This is a genomic window from Streptomyces sp. NBC_00236, assembly GCF_036195045.1.
Lineage (GTDB): Bacteria > Actinomycetota > Actinomycetes > Streptomycetales > Streptomycetaceae > Streptomyces.
In genome coordinates this window covers 892,443-916,067 of the sequence record NZ_CP108100.1, presented here as the reverse complement: position 1 = coordinate 916,067, position 23,625 = coordinate 892,443, and the positions used below count along the sequence as shown (strand labels likewise).

21 protein-coding genes are annotated in these 23,625 nt (G+C 72.2%); 14 read left to right on the top strand and 7 right to left on the bottom strand.

Annotated elements, in window-relative coordinates; all coding sequences use genetic code 11:
• Positions 1-42 precede the first annotated feature (42 nt).
• Positions 43-984 carry a 3-oxoacyl-ACP reductase gene (locus OG446_RS04005; RefSeq protein WP_328892722.1) on the top strand — a complete coding sequence of 314 codons (942 nt, stop codon included), beginning with the start codon at positions 43-45 and terminating at the stop codon, positions 982-984.
• A gap of 40 nt (positions 985-1,024) precedes the next feature.
• Here the strand turns inward: OG446_RS04005 and OG446_RS04000 are convergent, their stop codons facing one another.
• Positions 1,025-1,636, bottom strand: coding sequence for a TetR family transcriptional regulator (locus tag OG446_RS04000; protein WP_328892721.1), 612 nt, complete (start codon positions 1,634-1,636; stop codon positions 1,025-1,027).
• Positions 1,637-1,856: 220 nt separating this feature from the next.
• Here OG446_RS04000 and OG446_RS03995 point away from each other — a divergent pair, with 220 nt between their 5' ends.
• The 5 genes from OG446_RS03995 (at position 1,857) to OG446_RS03975 (ending at position 8,142) form a co-directional block, all read left to right on the top strand.
• A complete protein-coding gene (locus OG446_RS03995) occupies positions 1,857-3,413 on the top strand; it encodes an FAD-dependent oxidoreductase (protein ID WP_328892720.1) in 1,557 nt (518 codons plus the stop codon).
• Positions 3,414-3,519: 106 nt separating this feature from the next.
• Positions 3,520-4,314, top strand: coding sequence for an SDR family NAD(P)-dependent oxidoreductase (locus OG446_RS03990; RefSeq protein ID WP_328892719.1), 795 nt, complete (start codon positions 3,520-3,522; stop codon positions 4,312-4,314).
• Between the two features lie 52 nt (positions 4,315-4,366).
• Positions 4,367-5,950, top strand: coding sequence for a FadD3 family acyl-CoA ligase (locus OG446_RS03985; RefSeq protein ID WP_328892718.1), 1,584 nt, complete (start codon positions 4,367-4,369; stop codon positions 5,948-5,950).
• Between the two features lie 42 nt (positions 5,951-5,992).
• A complete protein-coding gene (gene hsaA, locus OG446_RS03980) occupies positions 5,993-7,159 on the top strand; it encodes a 3-hydroxy-9,10-secoandrosta-1,3,5(10)-triene-9,17-dione monooxygenase oxygenase subunit (RefSeq protein ID WP_328892717.1) in 1,167 nt (388 codons plus the stop codon).
• 290 nt (positions 7,160-7,449) lie between these two features.
• Positions 7,450-8,142: a phosphoribosylanthranilate isomerase gene (locus OG446_RS03975; protein WP_328898188.1), complete on the top strand. Its 693-nt coding sequence runs from the start codon at positions 7,450-7,452 to the stop codon at positions 8,140-8,142.
• A 228-nt stretch (positions 8,143-8,370) separates the two neighbouring features.
• Here OG446_RS03975 and OG446_RS03970 read toward each other — a convergent pair whose 3' ends face one another.
• From OG446_RS03970 to OG446_RS03950, 5 genes are read right to left on the bottom strand one after another with little or no spacing between them, the layout of a single operon-like run.
• Complete coding sequence (locus tag OG446_RS03970; RefSeq protein ID WP_328892716.1) at positions 8,371-9,159, bottom strand: SDR family oxidoreductase; 789 nt, start codon at positions 9,157-9,159, stop codon at positions 8,371-8,373.
• Positions 9,160-9,194: 35 nt separating this feature from the next.
• Positions 9,195-10,268, bottom strand: a complete 1,074-nt coding sequence (locus OG446_RS03965; protein WP_328892715.1) for an acyl-CoA dehydrogenase family protein — start codon at positions 10,266-10,268, stop codon at positions 9,195-9,197.
• Positions 10,265-11,257, bottom strand: coding sequence for an acyl-CoA dehydrogenase family protein (locus OG446_RS03960; protein ID WP_328892714.1), 993 nt, complete (start codon positions 11,255-11,257; stop codon positions 10,265-10,267). The genes OG446_RS03965 and OG446_RS03960 overlap by 4 nt, the downstream gene beginning before the upstream one ends.
• Positions 11,257-12,429, bottom strand: a complete 1,173-nt coding sequence (locus tag OG446_RS03955; protein WP_328892713.1) for an acyl-CoA dehydrogenase family protein — start codon at positions 12,427-12,429, stop codon at positions 11,257-11,259. The genes OG446_RS03960 and OG446_RS03955 overlap by 1 nt, the downstream gene beginning before the upstream one ends.
• Positions 12,429-13,277: an enoyl-CoA hydratase gene (locus tag OG446_RS03950; RefSeq protein ID WP_328892712.1), complete on the bottom strand. Its 849-nt coding sequence runs from the start codon at positions 13,275-13,277 to the stop codon at positions 12,429-12,431. The genes OG446_RS03955 and OG446_RS03950 overlap by 1 nt, the downstream gene beginning before the upstream one ends.
• A gap of 46 nt (positions 13,278-13,323) precedes the next feature.
• On the opposite strand from OG446_RS03950, the gene OG446_RS03945 reads away from it, so the two are divergent.
• The 6 genes from OG446_RS03945 to OG446_RS03920 all read left to right on the top strand — a co-directional run bounded on the left by OG446_RS03945 (position 13,324) and on the right by OG446_RS03920 (position 19,631).
• Entirely contained in the window at positions 13,324-14,490 is a 1,167-nt protein-coding gene (locus OG446_RS03945; protein WP_328892711.1) for an acyl-CoA dehydrogenase family protein, read from the top strand.
• Positions 14,487-15,272 carry an SDR family oxidoreductase gene (locus OG446_RS03940; protein WP_328892710.1) on the top strand — a complete coding sequence of 262 codons (786 nt, stop codon included), beginning with the start codon at positions 14,487-14,489 and terminating at the stop codon, positions 15,270-15,272. Before OG446_RS03945 ends, OG446_RS03940 begins: the two co-directional genes overlap by 4 nt.
• Positions 15,269-15,871, top strand: a complete 603-nt coding sequence (locus OG446_RS03935) for a TetR/AcrR family transcriptional regulator (RefSeq protein WP_328892709.1) — start codon at positions 15,269-15,271, stop codon at positions 15,869-15,871. The genes OG446_RS03940 and OG446_RS03935 overlap by 4 nt, the downstream gene beginning before the upstream one ends.
• Positions 15,872-15,903: 32 nt before the next feature.
• On the top strand, positions 15,904-17,061 hold the full coding sequence (locus tag OG446_RS03930; RefSeq protein ID WP_328892708.1) for an acetyl-CoA C-acetyltransferase: 1,158 nt from the start codon (positions 15,904-15,906) through the stop codon (positions 17,059-17,061).
• Between the two features lie 231 nt (positions 17,062-17,292).
• Entirely contained in the window at positions 17,293-18,444 is a 1,152-nt protein-coding gene (locus OG446_RS37145) for an eCIS core domain-containing protein (protein WP_389261905.1), read from the top strand.
• Between the two features lie 254 nt (positions 18,445-18,698).
• The gene (locus OG446_RS03920) at positions 18,699-19,631 is read left to right on the top strand and encodes a DUF4862 family protein (protein ID WP_328892707.1); all 933 of its coding nucleotides are present in this window, start codon (positions 18,699-18,701) and stop codon (positions 19,629-19,631) included.
• An 88-nt stretch (positions 19,632-19,719) separates the two neighbouring features.
• On the opposite strand, the gene OG446_RS03915 is transcribed toward OG446_RS03920, so the two are convergent.
• Positions 19,720-21,084: a M64 family metallopeptidase gene (locus OG446_RS03915; protein ID WP_328892706.1), complete on the bottom strand. Its 1,365-nt coding sequence runs from the start codon at positions 21,082-21,084 to the stop codon at positions 19,720-19,722.
• Positions 21,085-21,303: 219 nt separating this feature from the next.
• Between OG446_RS03915 and OG446_RS03910 the strand changes: the two genes are divergently transcribed.
• Together OG446_RS03910 and OG446_RS03905 are read left to right on the top strand one after the other, a co-directional pair.
• Positions 21,304-22,725, top strand: coding sequence for a helix-turn-helix domain-containing protein (locus OG446_RS03910; protein ID WP_328892705.1), 1,422 nt, complete (start codon positions 21,304-21,306; stop codon positions 22,723-22,725).
• An 86-nt stretch (positions 22,726-22,811) separates the two neighbouring features.
• Positions 22,812-23,618 (top strand): alpha/beta fold hydrolase, encoded by an 807-nt coding sequence (locus tag OG446_RS03905; RefSeq protein WP_328892704.1) that lies wholly within the window; start codon positions 22,812-22,814, stop codon positions 23,616-23,618.
• The last annotated feature ends 7 nt before the right edge of the window (positions 23,619-23,625 follow it).

Sequence of the window (23,625 nt, the reverse complement as noted above, 5' to 3'; positions counted from 1 at the left end):
CTCGCGTATCCAGCGGATCGACGGAACACGGAATGAGGCAGCATGAGCGCGACGCACACCCCCTCGGCGAAGACCCTGGAGGGGCGCACCGCCGTCGTCACCGGTGCAGGCGCGGGGCTCGGCCGCGCCGAGGCGCTGGCACTCGCGGCGCTCGGCGCCAACGTGGTGGTGAATGACATCGGCCCGGCCGCCGACGACGTCGCCGCGGAGATCAAGTCGCTCGCCACCGGGGCCGTGGCGGTGACCGGCGACGTGGGCGACTGGTCCATGGGTGACCGGCTGGTGCAGGCCGCCGTGGAGAGCTTCGGCAGCCTCGACATCGTCGTCAACAACGCGGGCGTCCTCCGCGACAAGATGCTGTTCAACCTCACCGAGTCCGACTGGGACGACGTGCTGCGGATCCACCTCAAGGGGCACGCCGCGGTCTCCCGCGCCGCGGCCGTCCACTGGCGCGCGGCGAGCAAGGCCTCCGGCGCCCCCGTCTACGGCCGCGTGATCAACACCTCGTCCGAGGCCTTCCTGTTCGGGGCCCCCGGCCAGCCGAACTACTCCGCGGCCAAGGCCGGCATCACCGCGCTGACCCTCGCCACCTCCCAGGGCATGGCCCGCTACGGCGTACGCGCCAACGCGATCTGCCCTCGGGCCCGCACCGCCATGACGGCCGAGGCCTTCGGCGAGGGCTCGACCGCACCGGGAGGCCTCGACATCATGGCGCCCGAGCGCGTCGCCACTCTCGTCGGGCACCTTGCCTCACCGGCCGCCGACGAGATCAACGGGCAGGTCTTCGTCGTCTACGGCGACATGGTCGCGCTGCTCGCCCCGCCCACCGTGGAGCGGAAGTTCACCGCCGCGGACGGCACCTTCACGCCGGCCGAACTCGACGAGCAGCTGACGGGGTACTTCCGCGGCCGTGACCCGCACCGGACCTACGCCGCCTACAGCGTCGCCGGACTCGACACGACGGGGACGCAGCAGACCCGCTGAACCGCCGGGCGCGCCCGGCCGGCCCCGCCGCGAACCGGGGTCAGCCGGCGCCCGTCCCCGGGGCGAGCAGCAGGTGGCAGGCCATCCGCAGATCGGCGTCGGCCTCCTCCGGGGTGAGCCGCTCGTTGAGCCGCGACTGCAGCACTCCGTACCAGAGCAGGATCAGCAGCCGCAGACGGGTGATGTGGTGGTCCGTGGGCTCCTCCACACCCCAGGCCCGCACCAGCAGATCGATGAACCCCGAGTCGATCCGTGCCAGGTCCGGGACCGTCGAGGCACGGGCCGCGTTCGCCGACTGGATCATCGCCGTGGCGAGGGCCGGCCTGCGCAGCAGATTGCGGGTCGCGCTGCCCAGCGTCTCGAAGACGGCGTCCTCGGGCGAGGTGCCTGCCGGGCGCTCGGGCACCCGGGCCGCGAAGCCTTCGATCTGGTCGGCCATCAGCGCGGTGAACAGGTGGGTCTTCGACGGGAAGTACCGGTACAGGGTGGCGATGGCGACACCGGCCGACTTGGCGACCTCCTGCATCTGCACCCGTTCGAGACCCGTCGTGGCGGCGATGTCCGCCGCCACCCTCAGGATGCTCTGACGGCGTGCGCGCTGCCGGGGCGAAGTGGGCTCGGCCCCGGCCCTGGCCTCGGCGATTCTGGGCACGCGCTCTCTCCCGGAGCTCGGTGGTGTCTACAGCTGCACAGACAATACGCCGGGCCCGGCCACGCGTCAGGTGCGCTCGCCCCGGGACACCAGCCGGCGAGGCCGGTGCCCCGGTTGCCGCTCGCCCCGCCGTACCGCTCAGCGGGACCGGACCCGCGGACCCCGGCCCGAACGGGTCTGCTGAGGGTGCACACCACCGAGCGGCAGGAAGGGTCATCCCATGCAGGACGGCCGGCAGGACTGGGACGCCACCCACGACGTGATCGTCGTCGGATCCGGCGCGGGAGCGATGACCGGGGCCCTGGTGGCCGCGGGCGACGGCTTCGACACCGTCGTACTGGAACGGACTGCGCTGCTCGGCGGCACCTCCGCCTACTCCGGAGCCGCCTGCTGGCTGCCCGGGACCCAGGTGCAGGAACGTGCCGGGCTCGGTGACTCCACCGAAGCGGCCGAGACCTATCTGCGAGCCCTCACCGGCGATGCCGAAGCGCCCCGCAGGACCGCCTTCCTGCGCCACGCCCCCGAACTCGTGAGCCGGCTCGAACGCGATCCGGCGATGGCGTTCGAGTGGCGCGCCTTCCCCGACTACGTGGCCGCCCCCGGCCGGATGGACGCCGGGCGCTCCTTCGTCCCACTGGACCTGGACCCGGAACTGCTCGGCGCGCTCCTGCCCCTGATCCGTCCGGCGGTCGACCGGGACCGTGCGGGCCGGGGCCACCCCGCCGGCGCCCCGCTGACGGCGGGCCGTGCGCTGATCGGTCGCCTCCTGCTGGCGGCCACCCGCACCGGCAACGCGCTCGTCCGCACCGAGCACCACGTCACCGCGCTCGTGACCGAGGACGGCCGGGTCACCGGCGTCGAGGCCCGCACCCCGCACGGCACGGTCCGGATTCGGGCCCGCCGCGGCGTGCTGCTGGCCGCCGGCGGCTTCGAGGGTGACGACGCCCTGCGCACCGAGCACAAAGTGCCCGGCGGTGCCGCCTGGAGCATGGCGCCCCGCGGCACCAACACGGGCGAGCTGCTGCGCGCCGCCCTCGCGGCCGGCGCCGCCACCGGTCTCATGGACGAGGCCTGGTGGTGCCCGGGGACCGAACTCCCGGACGGATCGGCCGCGTTCACCCTCGGCCTGCGCGGCGGCCTGATGGTGGACGGCTCGGGACGGCGGTTCGCCAACGAGTCACTGCCGTACGACCGCATGGGCCGCGCCATCGCCGCCAACGGCGGCCCGGTCCACCTGATCTTCGACTCCCGCGAGGGCGGCGCCCTGCCCGCCATCACGGTCCCTCCCGCCGACCCGGCGGACCACCTGGCGGCCGGTACCTGGGTCCGGGCGCAGTCGCCGGCGGAGCTCGCCGCGCTCATCGGCGTGCCGGCCGGCACCCTGGCGGACACCGTCGGCCGGTTCAACGCCTTCGCGGCGGCCGGGACCGACGAGGACCACCACCGCGGCGAGGACCCGTACGACGTGTTCTTCGCCGACAGGAAGAACGCCCCCGGACCCAACCCGTGCCTGGTCCCGCTCGACCGGCCGCCGTACTACGCGGCCCGGGTGGTCCTGGCCGACCTCGGCACCAAGGGCGGACTGCGCACGGATGCCGACGCCCGCGTCCTGGGCACCGACGGCCGTCCGCTGACCGGCCTGTACGCCGCCGGGAACACCAGCGCCTCGTTCACCGGTGGCGTCTATCCCGGTCCCGGCGTCCCCATCGGCACCGCAATGGTCTTCGCCTCCCTGGCCGTCCGGCACATGGCCGGGCAGTTCGCCGACGCCGGCTGAGCGGGCCGGACCCGGGCATCCCGGCCAGTGGGACGTCCGGGGCGCGCCCACGCAGGAGCGCTTTACCGTCGCGGCACCGCGGCGGCCAGGACAAGAGAGGTACTCGATGACCGACAAGAACGTGTACGGGCCCTGGGCGGTCGTCGCCGGCGGATCCGAGGGGGTCGGCGCCTCGTTCGCGGACCAGCTCGCCGACGCCGGGATCAACCTGGTGCTCATCGCCCGCAAACCGGGCCCCCTCGACGAGACCGCCGAGAAGGTGCGCGCCAAGGGCGTCGAGGTCCGCACACTCGAACTCGACCTGCTCGACCCCGGTGCCCTGGCCGCGGTCCGTGAGGTCACCGACGGTCTTGAGGTCGGTCTGCTGATCTTCAACGCGGGAGCCAACAGCTACGGCCACGAGTTCGTCACCGGCGACCTGGCCCGCGTCCAGGGCGTCCTCGACCTCAACATCACCGCGCAACTGGCTCTCACCCACCACTTCGGCGCGCTGATGAAGGAGCGCGGCCGGGGCGGCATCATGCTGGTCGGCTCGCTCTCCGGATACCTCGGCCAGGCGCAGATCAGCGTCTACTCCGCGGCCAAGGCCTTCAGCCGGGTCTTCGCCGAGGGACTCTGGCTGGAACTGCGGCCGTACGGTGTGCATGTCCTGGAACTCGTCCTCGGAGTGACCCGGACCCCCGCGATGCAGCGCGCCGGGCTGCGCATGGACCTGCCCGGTCTGCGGGTCGCGGAACCGGACGACGTCGCCCGGGAAGGGCTGGAACACCTCGCCGACGGCCCCGTTCTGGTCGCCGGCGGCAATGCGGCGGCCGCGGAGAAGCGCAGCGGGTTCCCGCGGGCCGATCTCGCACTCGCGGCACACGAGGCGTCCAAGAAGATGCTCCCGCCGTCCTCCTGACAACCCATCAGCACCTGACCGCGCTGGCCGTCCGTCCCCTCCCGGAGAGCAGATGAGCGAAACCGAGCACCCTCTCACCCTTCCCGGCGCACTCGACCTCGCCGCGCGGCGGCACCCCGGCAGGGAAGCGGTTGTGGACGGTGACGTACGGCTGACCTGGAGTCAGTTGCACGCGGCGGTGAGGGCGGCCGTCAAGTCACTCCTCGCGCTCGGCATCCGGCCCGGCGACCGGATCGCCGTCTGGGCGCCCAACAGCCACCACTGGATCGTCGCCGCACTCGCCACCACATCGGCCGGCGCGGTACTGGTCCCCGTCAACACCCGCTACAAGGGCGCCGAGGCACGTCTGCTCCTGCAACGCAGCGGCGCACGCCTGCTGTTCGTCGAGAACGGATTCCTCGGCAAGGACTACGTGTCCATGCTGACCACCGGGGACGAGGGTGCTCCGGAGCCCCCGCCGGCCGCGCTGGAACACGTGGTGACCCTCGATGCCACCACCGCGCCCGGCACCCTGCCCTGGGAGGAGTTCCTCGGGCGCGGCGCACACGTCCCGGACGCCGAGGCCACGGACCGTACCGCCGCCGTGCACCCGGACGCCCCCTCCGACCTGCTCTTCACCTCGGGTACGACGGGCCGCCCCAAGGGCGCTCTGACCACGCACCGGCAGAACCTCGCCACCTACTGGGCCTGGAGCGGCCGGACCGGAGTCACCGGGGCCGACCGCTATCTCGTCATCAACCCGATGTTCCACTGCTTCGGCTACAAGGCGGGCGTACTCGCGTGCCTGCTGCGCGGCGCCACGATGGTGCTGCAGCCGGTGTTCGACGTGGACCGTGCGCTGCGCGCCGTGGAGGCCGAGCGGATCACCGTACTGCCCGGCCCGCCCACGATCTACACGGAACTGCTGGACGTGCCCGGCCGGGACCGCTTCGACCTGTCGTCGCTGCGGCTGGCGGTGACCGGTGCCGCCGTCGTCCCGGTCGCGCTTGTGCGGCGGATGCGCGCCGAACTCTTCCCCGAGGTGCTCACCGCGTACGGACTGACCGAGACCTGCGGCACGGTCACCGTCTGCTCGGCGGACGACGACGCCGAGACCGTGGCCCTGACCGCCGGCCGTCCGATCGACGGCACCGAGGTGCTCGTCGCCGACGGCGACCGGTGCCCGCTGCCGTCCGGGCAGGACGGCCGGATCCTGGTACGCGGCTACCACGTGATGCACGGCTACCTCGACGATCCCGAAGCCACCGCCGCAGCCGTCGACGCCGAAGGCTGGCTGGACACCGGCGACATCGGCCACCTCGACCCCCGCGGCAATCTGGTGATCACCGGACGGTCCAAGGAGATGTTCGTGGTCGGCGGGTTCAACGTCTATCCGGCCGAGGTCGAGCAGGTGCTCACCGGCCACGACGACGTCGCAGAGGCCGCCGTGGTCGGTGTCCCGGACGCACGGCTCGGCGAGGTCGGCCGCGCGTACGTGACGGTGCGGCCGGGCACCGGGACGGGGCCGGACGAGCTGGTCGGCCACTGCCGCGAGCGGCTCGCCAACTTCAAGGTCCCCCGCGAGGTCGTCATCCTCGGGGCCCTTCCGCGCAATGCCACCGGAAAGGTGGACAAGACCGTCCTGCGGACGGTCTGACCGACACGCCTCACCGGGCGACAAGGGTATGGAGGACGGACTATGGGCAACGAGGTTCTGGAATCGGTACGCGCCCTGCTGCCGGCCATCGAGAAGCGGGCCGTCACGACGGACGAGGCACGGCGCATCCCGGCCGCCACGATCCGTGAGCTGTCCGGGGCCGGGGTGTTCCGGATGCTCCAGCCGTCCCGGTTCGGCGGTCTGGAGAGCGATCCGGTCGACTTCTACCAGGTGGTGCGGGAGATCTCCGCGGTGTGCTGCTCCACGGGCTGGGTGGCATCCGTCCTGGGCGTCCACCCGTGGCAGCTCGGTCTGTTCCCCGAACAGGCGCAGCAGGACGTGTGGGGCGAGGACCCGGACACCCGCATCTCCTCGTCGTACGCACCCGTGGGCCGGCTCACCCCCGTCGAAGGCGGATACGAACTGGCCGGCCGGTGGAGCTTCTCCTCGGGCTGCGAGCACGCCTCGTGGGCGCTGCTCGGCGCCCTCGTCGTCGGGGCCCAGGGGCGGCCGGTGGACTTCCTCACCGTGCTGGTGCCCCGGGCCGACTACCGCATCGAGGACATGTGGGACGTGGTGGGGCTCCGCGGCACCGCGAGCAACGACGTCGTCGTGGAGACGGCGTTCGTACCCGCGCACCGGGTACTCCGCAACTACGAGCAGGCGCAGTTGAAGGTGCCGGGACAGCAGGTCAACCCGGGACCGCTGTACCGGCTCCCGTTCGGCGCGATCTTCACCAGCGCCGTCACCGCACCGGTGCTCGGGGCCGTGTCCGGCGGATACGCCTCGTACGTGTCGCGGATGAAGGAGCGGGTGCGGCTCAGTCTGGGCGGCGGGAACTTCGCCGAGGACCCGTTCGCCCAGGTCGCCATCGCGCGCGCCGCGTCCGACATCGACGCGTCCGTGCTCCAGATGGACCGGAACATGAGCGAGCTGCTCGAACTCGCCTCCGCCGGACAGGAGATACCGATGGAGCTGAGGCTGCGCACCCGGCGCGACCAGGTCCGGGGCACCGAACGGGCCGTCGCCGCGATCGACCTGCTCTTCAAGACCGCCGGCGGCAACGCGCTGCGGCGCGGCAATCCTGTCGAACGGGCCTGGCGCGACGCCCACGCGGGCAGTGTCCACGTCGCCAACGACGTGGAACGCGCCCTCGCGATGTACGGGCGCGGAGCGTTCGGCCTGACGGTCGAGGACAACCTGGTCTGAACCGACCTGACCTGACCTGACCTGGTCTGCCGGGCCCTCCACAGGTTCACGGGCCTCGGGTCCTGTCGGGAGCGAGGGCCCGTGCGCGCTCGCCATCACTTGCCTCGCCCCGGGGATCCTGCTGCCCGTTCCGGTCTGCCGGTGGCGCAAGCACACGCGCAGGGGCGGGGCAGTCGGTGAAGTGCAGGTTGAGTGACCAAGGGGCAGGCACCGGCTGCTGAAGTACGCCGTGCTGAGCTTCGGTCGTGCACATGCTTTCAGGGAGGGAGGCCTGGCAGACTGAGGACGTGATGAGCGATGCGTTCTCCGGGCTGATTCAGGTTGCGGGTGTGGTTGATGCCGAGGACGTGCGAACCCTGACCGAGGCCGGGGTGGACTGGGTGGGGATCCCGTTGCGTCTGGGGTACCACCAGCCTGATGTGTCCGAGAGCGAGGCAGCGGTGCTCGCCCAGGCCGTGCGTCCTGCCCGTCCGGTGGTCATCACGTACTGCTGCGAGCCCCAAGAGGTCATCGAGCTGTGTGCCAAGGTCGGTGTCCGGACTGTGCAGTTGCATGGTGATGTGAGTCCAGGTCAGGTGCGGGAACTGCGCCGGCTGAAGCCCGACTTCACAGTGGTGTGCAGCCTCATTGTCCGTGAGGGTGGTGCGGATGCGCTGCTCGCGCGGGCCCATGCGCTGGCACCGTTCGTCGACGGGTTCCTCACCGACACGTTCGACCCCGCCACCGGGGCTTCGGGGGCGACGGGAAGGGTGCACAACTGGTCGGTGAGCGCCGCCATTGCCCGCCAGGTACCGCGTCCTCTGATCCTGGCCGGCGGGCTGCGGGCGGACACGGTGGCGGAGGCGATCCGTGTGGTACGTCCGGCCGGAGTGGATGTGCACACCGGAATCGAGGACCTCGGCGGCCGCAACGACCCCGATCTCACCGCCCGGTTCGTGGCAGCCGCGCGGCATGCCTTCCAGATGGTGGACGACAGCCCTTAGCCGTGGTGGTCCTCGGGGACGTACGCCGCCGGCCCGCGGTCGCCCCGCTGGTGCCGGAAAGCGGTCAGGCGCCCCCTGAGGTGGATCCGGCCCGGCTCGCGGCGGTGGGCGAGGCCGTCGGGAGATCACAGCGATCACGGACCCCGGCGGCTTCCGGCGGCTCCGGGGCGGGGGCCACCTGAGGCCGGGGCGGCCTCCGATGGCCAGAGGCCACCGGCGCCCCGGTGCTCATTCCGTCCCGCCGGCCGCCTTCGCGGCCAGATAGCGCGCGGGGAACTCCCCGCCCCCGTGCACCGCCAGGTCCGCTCCGTTGACGTACCCGGACAGGCCGCCCGCGAGGAACAGACAGGCGCGGGCTACGTCGTCGGGGACCGCCATCCGCCCCATCGGGATGACCCCCGCCACCGCCGCGCCGCCGTCCGTGCCGTAGACCGACGCGGCGCTCTCGGTGCGGATCAGCCCCGTGGTGATGTGGTTGACCCGGACCGCCGGCGCCCATTCCAGCGCCAGCGCCTTCGTGAGGGCCAGCAGCCCGGCCTTGGCGGCCGTGTAGGCCGCGGTGCCCGGCTGCGGGTCCTGGCCGGAGACGCTGCCGATGTTGATGACCGAACCCCCGCCGTCCTGGGCCCGCATGACGCGGTGGGCGGCCTGCGCCACATAGAACGGTGCGAGCAGATTGAGCGCGACGATCTTCTCCACGAAGCGCGGCGAGACGGTCGCCGCGTCGGCGTCCGGGGATCCGCCCGCGTTGTTGACGAGCACGTCGAGCCGGCCGAAGCGTTCCACCGCGGCGTCCACCAGCGAGGACGCCTCGGCCGGATCGCGTACGTCGGCCGGGACGAACACCGCCTCCCGGCCCCCGGCCGCGGGCAGGGTGTCCGGGGTGGTGCGGCCGCAGACCACCACGTCCGCCCCGGCACCGAGAAACGCCCCGGCGATGGCGGCACCGATTCCCTTGGTGCCGCCGGTGACCAGCACCACGTGCCTCGTGAAGTCCAACGGCAGGCCGATGTCCATGTGTTGCTCCCCTTCCTCTGTCTGCTGGGATCTGCTCAGTGGCCGGTCAGGCCGAGCCCGGCGGCGAGCCGTGCCCGGTGGCGGGCGGGCGGTCCGAACAGCTCGCCCGACCCGTGTGCCCGTTTGAAGTAGCGGTGCGCGTCGTGCTCCCAGGTGATCCCGATCCCGCCGTGCAGCTGGATCATCTCGCCGGCCACCGCCGAGAAGGCCTCGGAGCAGACGGACTTGGCGACGGCGGCTGCCCGCGGCAGGGCGCCCGGGTCCTCGTCGGCGGCGAACGCGGCACCGAGCGCCGCCGAACGCGCCGACTCCACCAGCACGTAGGCATCGGCCAACCGGTGCTTGACCGCCTGGAAGGAGCCGATGGGCCGTCCGAACTGGACCCGGTTCCTGGCGTATTCGACGGTGAGCTCCAAACAGCGCTCGGCCGCGCCCACCTGCTCCGCGGCCAGGGACGTGCAGGCCAGATCCCGCACGTGGTCCAGATACCGCCCGCCGTCGCCGTCGGCGCCCAGCAGTCGGCCTTCGGCCTCGTCCAGCACCCATCGGGCCTGGGCCCGGGTCCCGTCCATGGTCACCAAGGGCTCCCGCCGGACCCCGGCGGCACCGGGCGCCACCTCGAAGAGCGATACGCCGTGCGCGGTGCGGGCGGCGACGAGCAGGACGTCCACACCGGGCCAGTCCAGCACGTGCTCCTTGGTCCCGGTGATCAGCCAGGCGCCACCGGAGGGCCGTACCGCCTCGGCGCGTATCGCCTCGTGGTCCCAGGACCCCTGCTCGGCCCAGGCCAGGGCGCCCACCGAGGTTCCCCCGGCGAGCCCCGGCAGCAGCCGTCCGCACGCCTCCTTGTCGGCGGAGGCCAGCAGCGCTCCCACCGTGAGCACCGCGGAGCCCAGACACGGCAGTGGGCTCAGGGCCCGGCCCAGCTCCTCCATCACCACATGGACGTCGCGGGCGCCACCGCCCGCCCCGTCGTACTCCTGCGGCACGGTCAGACCGGCCGCACCGATCTGTGCGGTCAACGGCGTCCAGGCCGACTCGTCCTGATGCTGCGTCAACAGCGCTCGCACAGCGGTGCGCAGCTCTTCCTGTTCCTGCGTCGGTTTCATCGGTCCGCTCCCAGGACGCGGGCCCGGCAGGCGGCCGGGGTGCCCCACGCGTCACGCAGGGGGCGGGCCTTGCGGATCCACAGGGACAGGTCGAGTTCGTCGGTGTAGCCCACGGCACCGTGCAGTTGGAGGGCCGTGCGTGCCGCCGCGTACGCGGCCTCGCCCGCCGTGACCTTGGCCGCGGCGACATCGCGCCCCGCCCCGTCGTCGCCCGCGGCGAGCGCGAGCGCGGCGCCGTGCACCAGCGGCCCGGCGAACTCCAGGGCCACCAGGGTGTCGGCCAGCCGGTGCTTGACCGCCTGGAAGGAGCCGATGGCCACCCCGAACTGGGTGCGCTGGGTGACGTATTCGACGGTACGGGACAGCAGGGTCCGGCCGACGCCGAGTGCCTGGGCGGCCGTGGCGAGCGCGGCCACATCGGCGGCGTACCCGGCGGCGGCGGCCACCGCGGGGCCCTGGGCGAGGACCGTTCCCTCCGACGGCCGTGAGAGCCGCCGCGCGGGGTCCGCCGAGGGCTGAACGGCCCCGGTTCCGGTGGCGAGGCGCAGGGTGTCGCCGTCCACCACGAACACCGCGTCGGCCATGTCGGCGTCCAGGGCGTACGGGCCGAGCGAGGTCAGACAGAGGGAGACGGCCGACTTACCGGAGGCGAGGCCGGGCAGCCGGTCCGAGGCGATGCGGTCGTCGCCGAGCCGGTCCAGCAGGGCTGCCGCGGCCACCGTCTCGACCAGGGGGCCGGGCACGGCGTGGCGCCCCAGCGCCTCGAAGGCGAGGGAGAGTTCGAGCGGCAGAGGCCCGAATCCCTCGTGCCGCTCCGCAACCGCGAGCGCGAACACTCCGGCCTCGGCCAGCCGCGCCCAGAGGGCACGTCCCGGGCCGTGGTCGCCGACCGCCCAGGACCGTACGACGGCCGGAGTGTCGCAGGAGGTGAGCAGAGCGTCGAGGGAGCGGGCGAAGTCCCGCTGCTCGGCGTCCAGGAGGAAACGCATCAGCGGCGTCCCTTCGGCAGGCCGAGCAGCCGCTCGGCGATGATGTCGCGCTGGATCTCGTTGGTGCCCGCGTAGACGGGGCCGGCCAGTGAGAAGGTGTAGCCCTCCGCCCAGCCGCCCGAAGGCGATTCGTCCGCGTGGTCGGCGAGTTCGCCGTGCGGACCGAGCAGGTCGAGCGCCGTCTCGTGCAGGGCGATGTCCAGCTCGGACCAGTAGATCTTGTTGAGGCTGGAGGCGGCCCCGGCGGGCCCGCCGTCGCCGTGCAGGACCTGGGAGACGCCCGCGTAGGAGAACAGGCGGTAGGCGCGGGCCCCGATGACCGCGTCGGCGACCCTGTCGCGCAGCGCCGTGTCCGCCGGGTCGCCGTGCTCCCGCCACAGGGCGGTCAGTCGGTCCGCGGCCGCCGTGAACCGGCCGGGGCTGCGCAGGGTGAGCCCGCGCTCGTTGCCGGTGGTGCTCATCGCGACCCGCCAGCCCTGGCCGGGCTCGCCGATGACGTCCTCGTCGGGTACGAACACCTCGTCCAGGAAGAGTTCGGCGAACGCGGGCTTCCCGTCGAGCCGCCCGATGGGCCGTACGGTCACGCCCTCGGCGTCCAGCGGGAACATCAGGTAGGTGAGCCCCCGGTGCGGCCGGTCCGCGTCGGGGTCGCTGCGGAACAGGCCGAAGGCCCGGTCGGCGAAGGCAGCCCGGGAGGACCAGGTCTTCTGACCGCTGATCAGCCAGCCGCCCTCGGTCCGTACGGCCGTCGACTTGAGGGAGGCCAGGTCGGAGCCGGACTCCGGCTCGGACCAGGCCTGCGCCCAGATGACCTCGCCGCGCGCCATGGCGGGCAGGATCCTGGCCCGCTGCCCGGCGGTGCCGTTCTCGAAGAGGGTCGGCGCCAGCAGGCTGATGCCGTTCTGGCTGACCCGGCCGGGAGCGCCGGCGGCGTAGTACTCCTCCTCGAAGACCATCCAGTGCAGCAGGGAACTGCCGCGGCCGCCGAACTCCTCGGGCCAGGAGACCACCGACCAGCGGTCCGCGGCCAGGGTCGCCTCCCACTCCCGGTGCGCGGCGAAACCCTCCGCGGTTTCCAGGGACGGCAGGGGAGCGGCCGGGACATGGGTGGCCAGCCAGTCGCGCACCTCGGTGCGGAACGCCTCGTCGGCCGCGTCGAAATCGAGGTCCATCAGGCGCCCGCCTTCTTCATCGCCCGGATGTCCATGCCGCCGAGCGCGTCCGGTGCGGTCTCGGCGTTGTGCGCGTGCGCCAGGTGGTGCAGGCCGAACACCGAGTCCATTCCGGTGTGCATTCCCTGGAGGTCCTCGGCCTGGTTGACCGCGCGCTTGGTCAGGGCCAGGCCCATGCGCGGCATCTCCGCGATGCGCAGCGCCAACTCCTCCGTACGAGCGGCAAGTTCGTCCCGGAAGACGACCCGGTTCACCATGCCGACCTCGTACGCGCGCTGCGCGCTCATCCGGTCACCGGTGAAGAGGAACTCCTTGGCGATCCGTGGCGGCATCACCCAGGGGTGGGCGAAGTACTCGACGCCGGGGATGCCCATCCGGACCACGGGATCGGCGAAGAACGCGTCCTCCGAGGCCACGATCAGGTCGCACACCCAGGCGAGCATCAGACCGCCGGCCACACACGCCCCCTGCACGGAGGCGATGACCGGTTTGGGGAGCTCCCGCCAGCGGCGGCACATTCCCAGATACACCTCGGACTCGCGGGCGAAGCGGCTCTCCGCGCCCGCCTTGTCCGAGTGGTCCCACCAGAGTCCCGCCCGGCGCTCGAACGGCAGGTGCGCGTCCCGCTCCGGGGTTCCGATGTCATGGCCGGCGGAGAAGTGCTTGCCCGCCCCGGCCAGGACGACGGTCTTCACCTCGCTGTCGTCGGCCGCGCGGTAGAACGCCCGGTCCAGGGCGTAGGTCATCGCGGAGTTCTGCGCGTTGCGGTAGTCGGGCCGGTTCATGGTGACCGTCGCGACAGGGCCCCGCTTCTCGTAGCGCACCGGTTCGTCGTGGGCAGCGGACATCGGCCCCTCCTTCCCTAACAAGTGTTTGGTAGATTAACGTACCCCCATGAGCAGCGTCGAGGAGTTCCGCACCGAGATCCGCGGCTGGCTGGCCGCCAACCTCACCGGGGCCTTCGCGGGCCTTCGTGGCCGCGGAGGACCCGGTCGTGAGCACGAGGCATTCGCCGAACGGCTCGCCTGGGAACGGCACATGGCCGCCGAGGGCTGGACCTGCGTGGGCTGGCCCGTGGAGCACGGAGGGCGGGGCGCGACCATCGAGCAGCAGGTCGCCTTCCACGAGGAGTACGCCCTGGCCGACGCTCCCGCGCGGGTCAACCACATCGGGGAGCAGCTGCTCGGGCCGACCCTGGTGGCCTTCGGCACACCCGAGCAGCAGGCCCGCTTCCTGCCGCCGATCGTCGCCGTCGAGGAGCTGTGGTGCCAGGGCTACAGCGAGCCGGACGCCGGGTCCGACCTGGCGAACGTACGGACCAGGGCCGAGCGGGACGGCGGGGAATGGGTCGTCACCGGGCAGAAGACCTGGACGTCACTGGCCCACGACGCCCAGTGGTGCTTCGTCGTCGCCCGCACCGAAGCGGGCTCCACCCGCCATGCGGGCCTGTCCTACCTCCTGGTCCCGCTCGACCAGCCGGGCGTGGAGATCCGGCCCATCCAGCAGCTGACCGGCACCTCCGAGTTCAACGAGGTCTTCTTCGACGGCGCCCGCACCCCCGCCTCGCACATCGTCGGCGAACCCGGAGACGGCTGGCGGGTCGCCATGGCCACCCTCGGATTCGAACGCGGCGTCTCCACCCTCGGCCAGCAGGTCGGCTTCCGGCGCGAACTCGAAACGCTCATCGACCTGGCCCGCCGCAACGGCGCCGCGGACGACCCGCTGATCCGCGACCGGATCGCCCGCGCCTGGACGGGCCTGGAGACCATCCGGTTCAACGCCCTGCGCATGCTCGACGGCGTGGCGGCGGGCGCCCCCGGTCCCGAGGCGTCCATCGGGAAGATCTTCTGGGCCACCTGGCACCGGGAACTGGGCGAGCTCGCCATGAGCGTCCTGGGCGCCGGCGGCATGACCGCCCCCGGGGAGCCGTACGAACTCGACGACTGGCAGCGGCTGTTCCTCTTCTCCCGCTCCGACACCATCTACGCCGGATCGAACGAGATCCAGCGCAACATCATCGCCGAGCGCGTCCTCGGCCTGCCCAAGGAGATCCGCCCGTGACCCCGCAGCCGCCCTATGTACCGGGCCACTCCCTCCTGACCGGACGTACTGCGGTGATCACCGCCGCCGCGGGCGCCGGCATCGGCGGAGCGACGGCCCGCAAGTTCCTGGAGGAGGGCGCCCGGATCGTCATCGGCGACGCCCATGAACGCCGGCTGAAGGAGAGCGCCGCCGCCCTCGCCGAGGAGTTCGGCGCGGACCACGTCGCCGCCCTGCCCTGCGACGTCACCGACCAGCAGCAGGTCGACGCCCTGTTCGCCCTCGCGGCCGATCGCCACGACGGTCTCGACATCGTCGTCAACAACGCCGGTCTCGGCGGCACCGCCGACCTCGTCGACATGACGGACGACCAGTGGGCCAAGGTCCTCGACGTCACCCTCAACGGCACCTTCCGCTGCACCCGCACCGCCCTGCGCCACTTCAAGGAGAGCGATGCCGGCGGCATCGTCGTCAACAACGCCTCCGTCATCGGCTGGCGGGCCCAGCGCGGCCAGGCCCACTACGCGGCCGCGAAGGCCGGAGTGATGGCCCTCACCCGGTGCGCCGCCCTGGAGGCGGCCGACTTCGGCGTTCGCGTCAATGCCGTCGCACCGAGCCTGGCGATGCACCCGCACCTGGTGAAGGTCACCACCCCGGAACTCCTCGCCGAACTCACCGAACGCGAAGCCTTCGGCCGGTACGCCGAGCCCTGGGAGATCGCCAACGTCATCGTCTTCCTGGCCAGCGGTTACTCCTCGTACATGACGGGGGAGACCGTCTCCGTCAGCAGCCAGAGGGCGTGAAGGCGATCACCGGGACCGCCAACGCCGAACGGCGCGCCGAACTCCTGGCGACCGCCGCCGAGGTGTTCGCCGCCCAGGGCTACAACGCCACCACCGTCCGCCGGATCGCGGACGAGGCGGGGATGCTCGCGGGCAGCCTCTACTACCACTTCGACTCCAAGGAGTCGATGCTCGACGAGATCCTCTCGGCCTTCCTGGACGAACTGTGGACCGGTTACGACACGGTGCTCGCCGCCGGACTGGGGCCGCGCGAGGCCATCGGGGCGCTCGTCACCCAGTCCTTCCGGCAGATCGACCGGCACGGCCCGGCGGTGGCGATCTACCAGCGGGAGTCCAGGCACCTGTCCGCCCAGCCGCGCTTCGCCTATCTCGCCGACTCCCAGCTGAAGTTCGAGAACGCCTGGCTGCGCACGCTGGAACGCGGAGTGGCCGAAGACGCCTTCCGCAGTGACCTGGACGTCCGGCTGGTCTACCGGTTCGTCCGCGACACCGTCTGGGTGGCCGCCTCCTGGTACCGCCCCGGTGGCACCCACAGTCCGGAGGAGATCGCCCGCCAATACCTGTCGATGGTCCTCGCGGGCATCACCACCAAGACCTGATACACCCTCATCTCTCTTACGAAGGAGCAGTCATGGCCGAGGCCTACATCGTCGAAGCGGTACGCACCCCGGTCGGCCGGCGCAAGGGCGGCCTGTCCGCCGTCCACCCCGCCGACCTCGGCGCCCATGTCATCAAGGCGCTGGTCGAGCGCAGCGGGATCGACCCGGCCGCGGTGGAGGACGTCGTCTTCGGCTGCCTGGACACCGTCGGTCCCCAGGCCGGGGACATCGCCCGCACCGCCTGGCTCGCGGCGGGTCTCCCCGAGGAGGTGCCCGGCACCACCGTCGACCGGCAGTGCGGCTCCTCCCAGCAGGCCGTCCACTTCGCCGCCCAGGGTGTCATGTCCGGCACCCAGGACCTGGTCGTCGCGGGCGGCACCCAGAACATGTCGATGATCCCCATCGCCTACGCCAGCCGCCAGGCCGCCGAGCCCCTCGGTCTGACCGACGGCCCGTACGCCGGCTCCGAGGGCTGGCGCGCCCGCTACGGGGACGCGCCCGTCAACCAGTTCCACGGCGCCGAACTCATCGCGGAGAAGTGGGGCATCTCCCGTGAGGACATGGAGCACTTCGCGCTCCGCTCGCACCAGCGGGCCGCCCGCGCCATCGACGAGGGCCGGTTCGCCCGGGAGACCGTGGCGTACGGCGACGTGACGGTGGACGAGGGACCGCGCCGGGACACCTCGCTGGAGAAGATGGCCGGCCTCAAGCCGGTCGTCGAGGGCGGCCGGCTGACGGCGGGCGTCTCCTCGCAGGTCTCCGACGGCGCCTCGGCGCTGCTCATCGCCTCCGAGCGGGCCGTCGCCGAGCACGGCCTCACCCCGCGCGCCCGCATCCACCACCTCTCGGTGCGCGGCGAGGACCCGATCCGGATGCTGTCGGCGCCCATTCCGGCGACGGCGTACGCGCTGAAGAAGGCCGGGATGACGATCGGCGACATGGACCTCGTGGAGATCAACGAGGCGTTCGCACCGGTCGTCCTCGCCTGGCTGAAGGAGACCGGTGCCGACCCCGACAAGGTCAACGTCAACGGCGGCGCCATCGCGCTCGGCCACCCGCTGGGTGCCACCGGTGCCAAGCTGATGACGACCCTGCTGCACGAACTGGAGCGCACCGGCGGCCGATACGGCCTGCAGACCATGTGCGAGGGCGGCGGCCAGGCCAACGTGACCATCATCGAACGGCTCTGACGAGTCCGGCGGCCGTCCGGGCCGGCTCCCGCTCCGTGGGGACGGGGCGTGAGCGGTGACGCGTACCCGCTGGCCTGCCCAGAAGTGCCGTGGGGGAGGGGATCCGGGCCCCGAAGTACCGGTGGTGCTGCGAGACTTGGGTACGGGCAGGCCCGCCGTGGGTGACCGGCATGTGCGGGCCGCCCCGGCACACAGGCCGTCAGTTCCTCCCTGGCCCCCGGAAAGGACACGATGCACGCGAACGAGACAGCCAAGACCCCCGAGGCCGGCAAACGCTCCTCGGGCACGTCGAGAACCCCGGCGCCGCGTACAGGGATACCCGCCGGGCTGTCCGTGCTGCAGAGCACGGTGGGCAACGCCGCCGTCCTCCAGAGACTGCGACAGGCGGGCCACTCCTGGGCGCAGGAGCACCACCGGCACGACGCCGGCTGCGGTCACCAGCAGGCCGAACAGCCTGCCGTGCAGCGGTCGGCCGTCCACGGCGTCCTGCGCACGCCCGGGCGTCCTCTCGACGACGCCACCCGCACCGAGATGGAAGCACGGCTCGGGGCCGACTTCTCCGCCGTGCGCATGCACACCGACAGCGCGGCCAGGGCCTCGGCCGCCGAGGTAGGCGCGCGCGCCTACACCTCGGGCAGCCATGTCGTCATCGGCGAGGGCGGCGCCGACAAGCAGACCCTGGCCCACGAGCTCACGCACGTGATCCAGCAGAGCAAGGGCGCGGTCGCGGGTTCCGACAACGGCGCGGGGCTGAGGGTCTCCGATCCCTCCGACCGCTACGAACGCGAAGCCGTGACCAACGCCCGGCGGGTGATGAGCGGACCCAGCCCTCTCCAGCGCTCGGCATCCGTCCGCCCGGACAGAACGGCCCGGCGTCCGGATGCGGTCACCACCGCTGTGCAGCGCGTCCACTACGAGGAGGGAGAAGAGGTCAGGGCCCATCCGGGCTTCAGCGTGACCTTGCAGGCGACGCTCAACGGGACGCGTATCGGAACGTTCAGCAGCGAGACCACCAAGTATTCACCCATGGACCACGCGGAAGACCAACTGCTCGACGAACTCGACGCGACCATTGACGGTCTCTACGGAAACGCCCAGGTCGCGACAGCGTTGGCGGTCGGCGGGCAGGCACACACGCTCACGATCGATCTCACGGCGAGTCCATGCTCGAGCACCCATGCGACCACGACCAAGACGGACGCGGTCGGCTGCGCCGAGAGGCTCAGCGAACTCGCCAGAAACGGCTACGGGGGCCACACGTTCGCCATCACGGTGATCGCCGACCACCTGTACGGCAGGAGCAATGCGTCCCAGGAGGCTTCCGCCCGGGCCATCGGAGACATGAGGGCGGCGGGCATCACCGTGCGGTGTCCGGGTTCCTGAGCCAGGATGCGCCGACGTGATCCCGGCGTGATCCCTTCGCGGTCGCCCCGGCGCCCGACAAGGTGCTCCGGCGTGTCCGGACGGGTCGTCTTTGCTGATCTGTCCGGGCTTCCACGTGCCCAGCGGCCCGGGCCTTCGCTTACGGGGTGGTCAGGGCCGCGACGAGGGGCGCCCCCTTGTCGCGGCCGCGAACTCCGCGGCCCCGGACATCACCCTAGACATCTGACGTCCGACCTTGGGTAGGATGCGGCGCCATGGACATCGAACCGCCCGCCGCTCTCGTGGGTGCCTACGCGGCCCTGCCCTCCGCGCGAGCCGACCGGGAGCGCTTCTACGAGGGGCTCGCCGACAGGGGTATCGCCGACGGGCTGGAGATCCCGTACCGCGATGACCTCGGTGACGACACCGACTGGCTGGCCGCACAGGTGCGCGGGCGTTTCACGCGTTCCGTGGTCACGCTGATTCCCGGCACGATGGCGCGCGTGTGCGCCTCGGGCACCTTCGGGCTCGCCTCCGCGGACCCCGACGGGCGGCAGGCGGCGCTCGGGTTCCTCCGGGAGGCCCGCACCGCCGCCGAGGAGTTGAACCAGCTCACCGGCGAGCAGTCGGTCTCCGTCCTCCACATCCACACCGCGCCCTCGACGACCGCGGTCGCGGAGATGTTCGCCCGGTCCCTCGACGAGATCACGGCGAGCGGACCCGCCGCGGGCGCCTGGTCCACCCGGCTCGTCCTGGAGCACTGCGACGCCTACGCGCCCGGCGTCGCGGGGGAGAAGCGGTTCCTGCCGCTGGAGGCCGAGATCCCTCTCGCACGCGAAAGCGGGATCGGTATCGCCGTCAACTGGGGCCGTTCGGCGATCGAGGCGCAGGACCCCGGCCGGCCGCTCGCCCAGATCACCCGGCTCGCCTCCGAAGGCCTGTTGGAGGGTGTCATGTTCTCCGGCGCCGGCCCGGCCGCGAACGCGTACGGCGGGCCGTGGGCGGACGCCCATCTGCCTCTCGCCGAGGACGAGCCCACGTCCCTCATGGACGCGGACGAGGTACGCCGCTGCCTCCGCGCCGCGGAGGGCGCGCTCTCGTACGCGGGGGCGAAGATCCAGGTTCCCGGCGATGCCACGGTCGACGAGAGGCTCACGATGGTGGGCCGCGTCATGCGGCTCCTGCCCGCGCGCGCCGGGCGTTTCTGACAGGGCGGCGGGCCCGCCGGGCCGGGCCGGGACCTCGCGTCCCGGCCCGGCCCGACAGCTGTGTGCGTGGCCGCCGCACGGCCGTTCGTCAGTGCTGGTGGCTTCCGTGCCCGGACGCCTTGACCGTCCAGGTCAGCTTCTCGGTGGCCTCGGCACGGACCTCGGGGTCGCGGACCGAAGCGGTCCGGTCCACGGAGGTGACCGTGACCGTGTGCGTCCTGCCGTCCGCCGGGACGCCCAGTGCTGCGGGGACGACGGAGGAGTAGCCCTGCGCCCGCTTCACGGGGCGGCCGTCCACGTACCAGCGCAGCTCCGGCGCGGCGAGGCCGGTGAGCTCCGCCCGGGAGACCTTGATGCGGCTGGTCCGCAGGATCGCGGAGTCCGTGGCGACCGCGCTGCTCAGCGCGTTGGCCTCGCGGTAGAAGCCGGCGATCATGGCCTCGCGTCCTGGGAGGTTGAACTCACTGATGTTCAGGGCCCGCATGATCGAGTTGCCGGTCGGGCGGTAGATCCCGAAGGGGTAGTAGCTGCTGCCCTCGTACGTGCCGACGGTGCCGCCCGTGGGGTCGCTCTCGCCGAGCCAGCGGTACCACTTGGTCCGGTTGGCGGCCATCTGCTCCGCCGTGAAGGTGCTGGAGTTGATGTCGGGGAGCTCGCCGCCCGTCCAGGTGCCGTAACTGTCGTACGTGTACTCGTCCGCCAGGAGTCCCACCGAGTGGGCGATCTCGTGGGCGGCGATCATGCTCGACTGCACGTTGTCGGAGGAGAGCGTGGAGACGCCGTCGAACGGGTAGCCCTCCGCCTCCAGGCCGGAGTAGCCGGCGCCGCCGTACTTGGTGGAGTTGGAGATGACGATGACCAGGTCGGCCTCGGGGGCCTTCGCGGCGTAGGAGGCGACCTTGTCGATGTCGGCGCAGATCAGCCGCTCGGTCTCCGAGCACCAGAAGTAGCTGCCGAGCGCGGTGTCCTTCGCGACGTCGGCGGTGGGGTCACCCGTGATGCCGGATTCGGCGGACACCGCGTCGACGGTCCACACGTTCATCAGGCCCTGGTAGCTGGAGTAGGGCTCGATATCCGTGATGGCCGCCCACTTCGTGGCCGCTGCGGAGTGGAAGGCCTCCTGCTGGTCGGCGGTGTAGCCGTCGCCTACGATCACCACGTCGAGCCGGTCGGCCGAGGAGCCGGTCACCGACAGCTTCCCCACCTCCCCGTCGGTCGTCTCCGCGGCGGGGGCCAGGCTCCGGGCAGCCGGACGGCCGCTGACCGTATCCGTGTTGACCGGGACCTCGGTCCGGCGGCCCTCGCCACCGGGCTCGGGGAAGTACTCGACGGAGACACGTGGCTTCTGGGCGGGCTCCGGGTCCAGGGCGGCCGCGGGGGTGGCGAGGGCGGCCCCGATGATCGCCGTGAACGCGACGCCCACGGATATGGCGGTGGATCTGTTCGTGCGCATGCCGATCCTCACTCCGGTGCCCGGTTCGTCGGCGGCCGACGCCCTCCAACACCCGGGCTGAATTAAGTCGTTGGTTCAGTCGGTTTGAGTCGCGGTTTAACTTAGGCTTCGGCGGGGAGGCGCACAACGGGTGCGAGGGCGGGAATGATGTTGCTTTTGGATAACTGGGCTCTTCGCCAACGGGAGAATCCGGGCACGGGCACAGGAAGAAGGACGGTCATGGCGCACACCAGCACGGCGAAGGCGGACGGCGGCGAGGCGTCCGGGCGGCCCGTCCCGGCACAGGAGGAGGCGCCGGACGCACCGGCCGCGATCGGCCGCCGCGTCAAGCGGCTCCGCAAGGAACGCGGACTGACCCAGCGACAGCTCGCCGAGCCCGCGTACACCGCCGCGTACGTCTCCACCCTGGAAGCCGGCAAGGTGCGGCCCTCCGAAGCGGGCCTGCGCCACCTCGCCGAGCGGCTCGGCGTGGCCCACGAGGAACTCGCCACGGGCAAACCCACCCACATCGCGACGGCTCTGCGGATGGGGCTGGCCGACGCCCAGCGGACACTGGCCGTCGAGGACGCCGCCGACGCACGGGCCGCCTACGAGCAGATCCTCGGCCGCGCCGAGGAGTACGGACTCACCCAGGAACGGGCGGCGGCGCTCGTCGGCCTCGGGGAATGCGCGTTGGAGACCGGCGAACTGACCGAGGCCCTCGCCCGGTTCGAGGCGGCCGAGCACGCACTGGCCGACGATCCGCTCCCCGCCCGGGCGAGGGCGGTCCGGGGCAGGTCGGTCGCCCACTACCTGGCCGGTGAGCTGCGCTACGCGTGCTACCTGCTGGAGAGCGCCATCGACGGACTGAACACGTCCGGGCTGCACGACCCCGGCGCGTTGCTCCAGCTCTACACCGCCTCGATCGCCCCGTACATGGACATGGGCGCCCACGCCCGTGCCGCGCAGGCGGCCGAACTCGCCCTCGCCCTGGTACCGCAGGTGTCCGACCCCGGCCTGGTCGCCACCATGCACCGGACGGTGGCGCGCACGCTGCTGGCCGAGGGCAGGGTCGACGCCGCACAGGCGTCGCTGGCACGGGCCACCGAGCTCTACGAGCAGCTCCAGATCCGTACCGAACTGGCCCACTGCCACTGGATGCGGGGCTACGTCTGTGCCCAGCACGACGACCTCGTCCAGGCGGAGAGGGAGCTGCGCATCGCGCACTCGATGCTGGTGTCCAAGCGGGCCGCCCTGTACGTCTCACAGGTGGAGGTCGAACTCGCCGACGTCCTGCGCAGGGGCGGGAAGTCGGCGGAGGCCGCGGAGCTCCTGGAGAGCCTGCTGGCCGGACTCAAGCCCGGCCGCGGTGCGTTGCATGCCGGCGGCGCCCACCGGCTGCTCGGGCTGATCGCCGAGGAGGCCGGTGACGCCGAGGCGGCGGAACTGCACTACGCGACCGCGCTCTCCCTGCTCGAACAGACGGGAGCCGCCGGGGACCTCGCCGACATCTGCCGGCTGCTGGGCGACCTGCTGCGCAGCGAGGGCCGGACGGAAGCGGCGCTGAACGCCTACCGGACCGGCCTCGGACACCGCGCCGAACCGGGTACCACCACCCTCGGCCCCGCCCCCGCCCGGCCACCGTTCGGCCGCTGGGCCTGACGGTGCGGGCGGGCCGTACCCGACGGTCCCCGCCACGACGACATTTGTACAAGACCGACGGCGGACCGCCCCGGCACCATCCCGGCATGAGTGAATTCGACGCCGTTCTCCCGCACGGCATGCACGTGGTCCACGACGGCCCGGGACAGGGACCGCCGCTGTTGCTCATCCATGGATCGGGGGCATCGGGCTCCACCTGGAGCCCGATGATCCAGGCGCTCGCAGCCCGCCACCATGTCATCCGGATCGACCTCCCCGGCTGCGGCCAGTCCCCGCCCGCGGCGTCGTACGACGTGCCCGTGCAGGCGGGACGGGTGGCGGCGCTGCTCGACGAACTCGGCCTCCGTCAGGTCGCCGTGGCCGGGCACTCCAGTGGCGGCTACGTCGCCACCGCGCTCGCGGAAGCGCGCCCGGACCTGGTGAGCTCCCTCGCGCTGATCAGCACCGGACCGGGTCTCGACGCGCTCCTTCCGCAGCCGGCCGTCCTCCGCCTCCTGCTGGGCCCGCCGTTCGGCGCGCTCCTCTGGTCGCTCCGCTCGGACGCGGCGATCCGCAGCGGGATCAGGGCGACGACCGTTCGGCCGGTGGACATCCCGGACGACCTCGTCGCCGGTGTACGGGGCACCACGTACCGCACGTTCCGGGCGGTGTCCCGGTGCAACATCGCCTACATCGACGAGCGGAACGTGCCCGAGCGGCTCGCCGTTCTCAAGGTTCCGCTGCTGGTGGTCTTCGGCGATGCGGACCCGCGCTGGGAGCCGTCGTCGGCGCACCGGTACGAGGCGGTGCCGAACAGCAGGGTCGAGCTGCTGTCCGGCATCGGGCACATCCCGCTGCTCGAAGCGCCGGAGGCGACCAGCGATCTGCTCCTGCGCTTCACTGAGCGGTCCTAGGCGGGCA